An 8,672-nucleotide genomic window follows, 5' to 3' on the forward strand; every position below is an offset into this window, starting at 1 on the left:
CCGACCGCAGGATCGTGATCGGGCCCCACCCCTCGACCACGGCGTCGTCGGTGAGACCGGTCGAGACGACGTACTTGGGGAGCTCCTTGTACGCAAGGTGATCCTGCGAACCGGGCCAGACCGGGGCGAACAACTCGTAGCTGCGCCGCCCGAACATCAGTGCCGTCGTCTCGGCGAGTTCCTCCGCTTTGAGCGAGTAGGCCTCGGGCACGAACTCGGTATCCGACACCCAGCCGCCGCCGCGGTGCCCCTCGACCTTGCCGCCCGGCGAGTCCAGCACTCCGTCCAGCGTCACGAAGCCCGTGTAGACCAGTTCACGTGTCAAGGAATCCTCCAGATAATGGACGGCGGAGACTGCCGTGGCCAGTGGATACAGGCGGCCCGGGTGTCGGTTCGACACGCCACCTCGGATCGCCGCTCGCAGCCTACGGGCGGGAAACGCCGCTGTCTTGGACGAAACCGACACCGACGCCACTCGCGGCCTCCACAGCCTCATCACCTTTTCTCGACGGTGAAGTTTCATCGCGCCCGAGTAGATCGTCTCTCGGAGGCACACGAGAATAGACAGCGGCAACCGCCTGGACGGCACACGCACTGCGGGCCGGTGGAATCCTGAAGCACGGTGCCGGGGCCTCGTCCCCGTCCCTTCCCCAACCGATCGGCACCACTGTGACCCTGCCCGCTCGAAACCACGGTCACTCCTGATCTTCAGGCCGCCGCTGGGTGGAGGGGTTCCGGTAGTACTCGCCGAGAAACAACGGATATGCCCATTTCCTCGGTCGAAGTGGCCATGACCAAAGGGCTGGAGAAGTCCACGCAAGCCTTCGGTAGCGTCCTCGATCGATCCGAACGTTGCGCCGGGCCCTATACCCCACTACCGCAGATGGATTCCGGAGTCACCGGCGCGTAGCGCGACTCGGCGGCACGTGAAGCGCCGAGCCGTGCAGCTCGGCGGAATCCGGAGCCAGGCCGGCACCGCAAATAACGAGCCCTTGTCTACGGCAATCACCTCGGCGTGACCTTTCGCGTGGATGTTCTCCACGCCCTGTGCCGAGACGGTTGTCGCGCGAACCGAGCGCGCGATCCGCCGCTCAGATGCCGAAGTCGCGTTTCACCTGTGCCGCGTTGCGGTGTTCGACGAAGAACGACAGGAACGGGATGGTGCCGGCGATCAGCGTGCCGATGGTGCGGCCGATGGGCCAGCGGACCTTGACGGCGAGATCGGCGGTGAGGATCAGGTAGACGAAGTACACCCAGCCGTGCACGATCGCGATCCAACTCGGGGTGTCGACACCGAAGCCGTACCGGGCGACCATCTCACCGGTCAACAGCAGCAGCCAGATACCGGTGGTCCAAGCGAGCACCCGGTAGCGCAGGAGCGCGCCCGCGATCCGGCGGGTATCGCCGGCCGGGCGGGCCGGAGCGGTCGTGGCCTCGGTGGTGTTCTCGCTGGTCAACCGGCGTTCCTCTCGGTATGTCGGGGTGGTTCGGTTGCGGCGCGCACCTGTTCGTCGATATCGGCGGCGTGCAGCCGGGCCAGGTATTCGTTGTATTCGGCGAGCACCGGGTCCTCGTCCCGGACCGCCTTCGGGCGTTCGGGCAGGAAGCCCTCGGGGATTTCCCGGGGAGCGGGGGACCTCGTAGGACCGCCCGTCCTCTCGCGCCCGATGCGCACGGTGGCGCCTGTCCGCGAGGACGCCGCGGGTTCGGTGCTCGCCGGAGCCGTGTCCGCCGCTCCGTTCTCCACCTCCTCTGCGTCCCGGGCCTCTTGCTCCATGCGCACGAACCGGAAGTATGCGAAGACGGCGAACCCCGCGAACAGTGGCCATTGCAGTGCGTAGCCGAGGTTCTGCGCGGTCCCGCTCGCGGAGGAGAACCGCTCCCACTGCCACCACCCCAAGGCCAGGGCAACCAGTGCAGCCACGACGACCAGCACGATCAGCGCCGGGCGATGATGGGCATGGCGAGGGGGCGGAACGGACACGCATACCACGGTACCCGTCTACTACAGCGGCCGTAGCGGGAGGTCATGCCCCGGAAGCCGGTGCTACCGGGGCATACGCCAGGTCAGAACGAGTACGTGATCCCGGTCATGCGTTCCGATTCCTCCCACAGCCGCCGCTGTAGCTCGGTGTCCTTCGACAGCCGGCTCGACGGGCATTCCACCACCGGCCCCTGCGCGCCGAACAGCCGGTTCGGCCCCCAGTATTTCTCCGGGTCCGCGTTGGGTTCGGTGGCGGCGAACAGGCTCGAATGCGCCGCCTTGGCGGCCGAATGGCCGACGATCGCGACGAACGGCTTGGAGATGTAGTCCAGCGGGGTTTCGGTGCGGGTGAACAGCTCGGTTGCCGAGACACCGGGATGCACCCCGTAGGACCGCTTGGCCGACCCGGCCGCGGCGAGGCGGCGCTGCAGTTCCCGCGCGAACATGAGATTCGACAGCTTGGACTGCGCATACGCCAGATTGCGCTGGTAGCGGCGGTTTTCATAGTTGAGGTCGTCGATCCACAATTTCGGCGTCTGCTTATGGGCGATGCTCGACAGCGTCACCACCCGGTCCTTCAGCCGGTTCAGCAGCAGCCCCGTGAGCGCGAAATGCCCGAGGTGGTTCACCCCGAACTGCGTCTCGAATCCGTCCGCGGTGCGGGAGAACGGTATGTTCATCAACCCGGCATTGTTGATGAGCACATCGAATTCGTCGGTACTGTCGGCGAACTTCCGAATGGAGCCCAGGTCCGCGAGGTCCAGTTCGGCAACCCGCACATCCCCGGTGATCCGGTCGGCGACCTGTTTCCCCTTATCGGTATTGCGGCACGCCATAACCACGGTCGCGCCCTTGTTCGCGAGGACCTTGGTGGTCTCGGCCCCGATTCCCCCGTTTGCCCCCGTGACGATGAAGGTACGCCCGCTCTGATCGGGTACTTGGTTCGGTTTCCACGCCATAATCAAACCTTACTTATCAGTAAGTTAACAGGGAAGTCCAAACGCGGGCTCGCTTCGCCAAGCGGCCGCACCCAGCGAGATCGCCACCCCCTCGGCGGACCCGGCTCCTGCACACCGAGCTCCATACCGGATTCGAGAATGACATCCCGCTTCTGAACGTGACGGTATCCAGCGCGCGGCCGCACCGGGGCGGGCCGCGATCGCCGCCGCGGGCGCCCACAGCTACCGCGGGGCGAGGCGAACCAGCGGGTATTCCCGGTCGGATTTGCGTTGATATCTCGCGTACCGGGGCTGATCGGCGATAATGCGCTGCCACGCCCGCGCGCGATCGTCACCGTCGAGCCGATGCGGCGTCACCGGCACGGTGCCACGGCCGGGCAATTCGATCGACGCCCGATCGGGGTGCGCCATCAAATTGACATACCAATCCGGATGCCGACTCCCCCCTCCCGACGCGACAACCAGCCAAGCGTCCGCGCCATCGGCGAACCACGTGACGGGTGTCTCCCGCCGCCGCCTGCTGCGCCGACCCACCGTGTGCAGGATCAGCAGGTCCATACCCATGAACCTGCCGCCCTTACGTCGGATACGGGCATTCGTACGGGCGTTCATCTTGCGCTGTATCCACAGCGACACCGCCCCGGGTGAAATGCTCTTACGACCTCCACGACTGCCCGTCCGCTGGTTCCCGGCCACCCTGCCACCTCCAGTCGGTCCGTCCGTTTCGGGACAGAGCCGATTCCGGCTCTGGAATGTCTCTGCAGGTCACGCTAGCCGTAGCCGGCCTTTATACGTCGAGCGAAGCTTCTCGATTCCTGATCGATATGGTCACTCCTCAGCTACGCGCACAGCCGCGCACGTCGTGGCCTGGCGTCGCCGCCCATCCGGGACGAAAAGCCGCAAGGAGGCGGCCCACCATCGCTCACTCGTATCGACCATTGCCGGGAAAGAGCCTGCTGCACGCCGCCACCGCGGACCTGCTCCCGCGGTCGGTCACATGATCGGCATTATCGAGCGGTCTCGCCGATCCTGCCGACACCCACCCTGTGCACTTTCAGTACCTGCCAAGATCTCGACGCAATATATGTCTGCGCGCTTCGGCACATCGCCTCGGAAGAAACGACGAACCGGCGCGGTTCGGGCGCACCGGGGAACGGGGCGAACAGCCCGCCACCCGGCGTGGCCGACATGGCCGTACCGGATGTGTCGCCACGGCGAGGGGCGTACTCGTATGGACGGCGACGGACCCGATCCCCGGTGCCGCAACAGGTAAGCACCGGAGGAACGTATTTCACCTGCGGTGATAGCCGGTTCGGATGGTTTCACGCATTTCCCCAGTGCGCCGCCCAGGCTTGCGGCACAATGACTCCCACGGCAAGGGGCGGCCGAGTTCAGGAGGGGATTGTTCATGTCTGTCAAAGGGTCTGCCGGCAGCGGTAATACGGTTCCGCGACGGCAGCTGGGACGGCATCTGCGCGAAATGCGCCAGGCGTCCGGGCTCACCCTTGTCGAAGCCGCCCGGCATATCGGGTGCGGGACGGGGACCGTACAGCGACTCGAAACCGGCTATCCAGGACGTATCAGGTTGGACATCATTACCGAGTTGTGCGAACTGTATGACGAGCCCGAGCAGAAGGACCTACTGCTCGGGCTCGCCAAAGAGGCTGCCACAGAGTCTCGGAACGGTGGCTGGTGGCACGAGTACGGGGAGCTGATCCCCGATGATTTCGAGCTGTATGTGGGTTTGGAATCGGTAGCGTCGAAGCTCACAGTCTTTCGTCCGGACATGGTCAGCGGTTTGTTCCAGACCGCCGGCTACGCTCGAGCGTTGGACGCGATCTTCTTTCCGAACGAACCGGCCGCTGAACTCGACCGGCGGGTGCGGATGCGATTGGGTCGTCAGAAGATAATTACGCGGAAGCGAAATCCGGTAGAAGTGAAGCTGATTTTGGATGAGGCGATCCTGAACAGGGTTGTCGGTGGGCGTAATACCATGGCCGCCCAGTTACGACATCTGGCCGATATGCCACTGAGCGTCGATGTGCGGGTACTTCCCTTCGCTGCCGGGTTCCCCGTCGGCATATCAACCGGCCCCTTCACGGTGCTCGACTTCACCCCTGCCACCCGCGAGCCATCCACTGTCTATGTGGAGTTGTACACCGGAGACCTGTACTACGACAGGTCCGATGCAGTGGACCGGTTTCGAAATGCGTTCCACGCCATGCTAAGAGCAGCTTTGGGTACGGTCGACAGCAAGAACCTGCTGAGAGCGAAAGCAAAGGAGTACGAACGTGCGCGATGAGCTGAACGGCGCCAAGTGGTTCAAGTCCAGCCGCAGTGCAGGTGGTAAGGACTGTGTCGAGGTCGCACACTTGCGGCGTGGGCGCGTTGCCGTGCGGGACTCGAAAGACCCATCCGGCCCTGCACTGCTCTTCACCCCCGCCGAATGGGACGGATTCGTGGCCGGCACCCGTTCAGGCGAGTTCGGCCGCCCTTGATGCGATCGAAACAGCTCCGCTGAGACCCTGCCTCCATGGTCTCAGCGGAGCTGTCCGCCCTTCGTTGTCTGTTGCACTGCCCGCGCCGACAAGGACCGCTGTAGCCCGCAACCATCGGATATCACTCTTGCCAGGATTATCAGGACCGAGCCGGCGAACGACGGGTTGTCTCGATAATCCGTTGGAGTTGGCAGACCATATCGTCCGGTTGGCCGGGGGCGAGGATGAACTCGTCGTCCGGCAGGTGGTGCAGGATATAGCGGCCGTCGTCGGGTAAATAGTCCATCCAATGGAAACCGCGCACATCGGAGGTGGGGCGCGCATCGAGAGTGGGGCCGGCGAAGACACCGACCTCACCGAGCCCCGAGCGGCGGCGGCGAATGATCCGGTTGATCTCCTCACCGAGTGAGAGTCGGGTGGGGTGCTGCGAATACTCGACCCTACCCGCATCCGAGCGGCGAGCGCGCACAGGACGGTACTGCCCCGGAGCGCAGGCCGGCAGATTCGTCACGATCTGCCCGGCCAACGCCTCGGGCGACAGGTGGGTGAGGATGACATCGCGACCGTATTCCTGGGTTGCTCCGGGTAATTGGATCGCAAGGGTGGCCGAACGGCCGCTCATCCCCGCGTGCATACGTACGACCTGTTGAAAACCCCGCCCGTAGTATCCGTGCACTTCGACGCGTATCTCGGGTTCCAGCAATACCGAAAGCGCACGGTGCAGTCGCTGGTCGGCGATCTGCCGCAGCCGCTGCCGAGCCTCGGCCCGCATCCGCTGATACTCGTCGTATCCGACCGGCTCGTCGGGATGACGGCGTTCGGGCTCGTAGCGAAGCGGATACGGCAGCCGGTCACGGCCGAATGCCTGCACGGCCAGGGTGAACATCACACCATCGAGCTGCCGGCGGAACTCGCTCAACCGCCGATCACCCCTCCGGGCGGCAGCGCCGGCGGGATATCGCCGATCAACTCGCTCTCACGTTCGTAGACCAGATAGTCGGGGGTCTTGTGTTCGATCTCGTCGTCGTCCCGACCGCCACGAGAGCCAGGGGACATCATGCCCGGCATCCCCATACGCCCCGCGCGATTCGCATTGTTCATCGAAGCGGTGGTGCTCTTCGGAGCTGCCGAAGTCTTACCCGGGGTGCCCGGAACGCTGCGACCGGGCGTGGGTGTGCCCGGCGTACCCGGCGTCCGGCCGGGTGTGTTCAGTCCCGGCGTGGTCGGGGTACCGGTGGTCAGGCCGGGTGTGGTGGTCCGCGGGTTCTCCGTGGTCGGTGTACCGGTCGTCGTGGGCGCCGTGGTGGACGCGGGTGTGGTCGACGCGGATGTGGTCGACTGCGGAGTCGTCCGGCTCTCCGGATTTTCCTGCCCCGGCTGTTGATCGGTGGTATCGAGACCGGGCCGGGTGCTCGGGTTCCCCGGGGTGGTGTCCGATGGAGAGGTGGTCCCCTGCGGTGTCCACGGCTGGTTCGTGGGATTCGAGCCCTCCACCGGATTCTTCAACTGCGGCAGGACCGGCGTTTTACTGTCCACATCCTCCGCACCGGGGCGATAGTACGTTGTCATAATCCACCGCGCCGTCTCCTGCGCTTCATTGGCCCGATATTCCGGCCCCTTGAGTACGTTCTGCATCGGCAACGCGCTGACGATCTTGTCGCCGATCGTCACATTGTCCGGTTTACCGACCGAGTCCTTGGCCTGTGCCAAATGGCCTTCGATCAGATCCACCCCGTGCGCGACCATTTGAAAACTCGCGGCCAGCGCGGTGAGTTCGGTCGCGAATGCCCGCGTGCCTTCCACTGCCGCCCGTGCGGATTCGCCGTTCCAGTACTGGTCGATGGCGGCAGTAATGCCCCCGGTGAACGCACCGTTGGCGTCCCCCACGGCCCCGGCCAGATTCCGCCATCCGTTGGCGATACCGTTGATCTCTCCCGGCTTCACGTCCACGAGCGCCTGGTAGATCTCCTGATGCGTCATCGTCTCGAACGGATCGCGCTCGTGGATCGCCTTCGGCGCAAACTGCGGATTCGGATAATCCGCCAACAACCCTGCCCACTCACCTCCGACAATGGCGCGATCCTGATCCCATTTGGTCTTCTGGCCCTCGGCCAGCTGGGTATCGTTCCGCTTGTTCTCCGATGCCTCAGTGGCTCCGCCGAACAGCGAGCTCATCCACGTTGTCAAAGGGCTCATTGCTACACTCCCGCGTTACCAAGAGCAGCGGCCACGGATTGGTCCGATTCCTCCAACTGACGAACTGCCAGCGAGTAGGTCTCTTCCATCATCGTGGCGATATCGATTGCCTGCTTCAGCCGGTTCATTGCAGAGTCCTCATCCGACATTGCCTTGTTCGCAAACTTCTGCTGGAGATCGCGTGCTGACCCCAAACCGCCGAAACCAGTCACATATTTAAGCCTTTCAGCGTCGTCCAGCATGGAGTTCAGCTTTGCGACCAACCCGCTCACCTGGGCCTTCAGCGCATCACCGAGTTCCTTGTCCATACGGAGCGCACCGTTCTCGGCTTGGTTTCTCAGGTTCTGCCAGTGCTGCATCATCCCCGACAACTGGGGTTGTATGCCCTGCTCAGGCTCCGCCACGGTTTCCACCCCTCTTCGTCATCTCGCGCCTGCGCATGACCAGGAAAGACCATGCGCAGATGCACTCCTATCCTGGACCCTCATTTCGGCAGAAAAGGTTCCAACTCCCGAGCATGGCGCACGGCCAAACCGCAAGGTGGCGCCTCCGTCATTGACTTCCGTTCGCTGTACATCCAGTCGACGATTACGTTGAACATGCCCTGCTCGGCGGGAAAACTGACATAGCAAGAGAGCCGATCCGAATCTGAGTTGCTGTGGAAGGTGAGACCGGAACGCCCGTTGACCTGCACCGGGGTGAATCCGGTAACACTCGGGTTGCTATGAACCTCGTCCTGAATATGGGTGGTCGATGCGACGTTGACATAGTAGGGACCCAGCGCCGAGGTCCATCCACAAATCCGCCACGTAGTCGGTCCTTCTGGCGGGTCTATGGTGGTGTCCTTCGTCGCCGGGTCCGCATGAACCGCCCGCAACGCCTCATCCGACAAATCCGTACACGGATTGAACTCGACGGTTACCTCGCCACTCGTGGTGCTCTGCCCCTGCACCGCAGGCTCCCCGCTCCCCTGGGTCGAGCACCCGGCAACCAGCCCCACCAGCGCTATCCCGGCGAGTGCCACACGACCCGCAC

11 protein-coding genes are annotated in these 8,672 nt (G+C 64.1%); 2 read left to right on the forward strand and 9 right to left on the reverse strand.

Translation table 11 applies throughout. From position 1 onward, the window contains the following. The 5 genes from ON20_RS05725 to ON20_RS05745 all read right to left on the reverse strand — a co-directional run. The coding region (locus ON20_RS05725) for a dihydrofolate reductase family protein (protein WP_040833911.1) at window positions 1-325 on the reverse strand (325 nt) is incomplete at its 3' end. A 766-nt stretch (window positions 326-1,091) separates the two neighbouring features. Beyond that, entirely contained in the window at window positions 1,092-1,391 is a 300-nt protein-coding gene (locus ON20_RS05730) for a DUF3817 domain-containing protein (RefSeq protein WP_438803383.1), read from the reverse strand. A gap of 62 nt (window positions 1,392-1,453) precedes the next feature. After that, a complete protein-coding gene (locus ON20_RS05735) occupies window positions 1,454-1,993 on the reverse strand; it encodes a transcriptional regulator (protein WP_174361858.1) in 540 nt (179 codons plus the stop codon). 74 nt (window positions 1,994-2,067) lie between these two features. After that, on the reverse strand, window positions 2,068-2,943 hold the full coding sequence (locus ON20_RS05740; protein ID WP_040833906.1) for an oxidoreductase: 876 nt from the start codon (window positions 2,941-2,943) through the stop codon (window positions 2,068-2,070). Window positions 2,944-3,165: 222 nt separating this feature from the next. Continuing rightward, a complete protein-coding gene (locus ON20_RS05745; protein WP_083864687.1) occupies window positions 3,166-3,555 on the reverse strand; it encodes a nitroreductase family deazaflavin-dependent oxidoreductase in 390 nt (129 codons plus the stop codon). A 796-nt stretch (window positions 3,556-4,351) separates the two neighbouring features. On the opposite strand from ON20_RS05745, the gene ON20_RS05750 reads away from it, so the two are divergent. Continuing rightward, on the forward strand, window positions 4,352-5,245 hold the full coding sequence (locus ON20_RS05750; protein WP_040833912.1) for a helix-turn-helix domain-containing protein: 894 nt from the start codon (window positions 4,352-4,354) through the stop codon (window positions 5,243-5,245). Further along, window positions 5,235-5,441, forward strand: coding sequence for a DUF397 domain-containing protein (locus tag ON20_RS05755; protein ID WP_040833908.1), 207 nt, complete (start codon window positions 5,235-5,237; stop codon window positions 5,439-5,441). Before ON20_RS05750 ends, ON20_RS05755 begins: the two co-directional genes overlap by 11 nt. A gap of 139 nt (window positions 5,442-5,580) precedes the next feature. Here ON20_RS05755 and ON20_RS05760 read toward each other — a convergent pair whose 3' ends face one another. From ON20_RS05760 to ON20_RS05775, 4 genes are all read right to left on the reverse strand, one after another. After that, window positions 5,581-6,360 (reverse strand): ESX secretion-associated protein EspG, encoded by a 780-nt coding sequence (locus ON20_RS05760; protein WP_040833909.1) that lies wholly within the window; start codon window positions 6,358-6,360, stop codon window positions 5,581-5,583. Continuing rightward, complete coding sequence (locus tag ON20_RS05765) at window positions 6,357-7,637, reverse strand: hypothetical protein (protein ID WP_040833910.1); 1,281 nt, start codon at window positions 7,635-7,637, stop codon at window positions 6,357-6,359. Before ON20_RS05765 ends, ON20_RS05760 begins: the two co-directional genes overlap by 4 nt. Window positions 7,638-7,639: 2 nt before the next feature. Beyond that, complete coding sequence (locus tag ON20_RS05770) at window positions 7,640-8,050, reverse strand: hypothetical protein (RefSeq protein ID WP_051161727.1); 411 nt, start codon at window positions 8,048-8,050, stop codon at window positions 7,640-7,642. 71 nt (window positions 8,051-8,121) lie between these two features. Further along, a partial coding sequence (locus tag ON20_RS05775; RefSeq protein ID WP_040833914.1) for a DUF3558 domain-containing protein occupies window positions 8,122-8,672 on the reverse strand: 551 nt, incomplete at its 5' end.

The organism is Nocardia brevicatena NBRC 12119 (assembly GCF_000308495.1).
GTDB lineage: Bacteria > Actinomycetota > Actinomycetes > Mycobacteriales > Mycobacteriaceae > Nocardia > Nocardia brevicatena.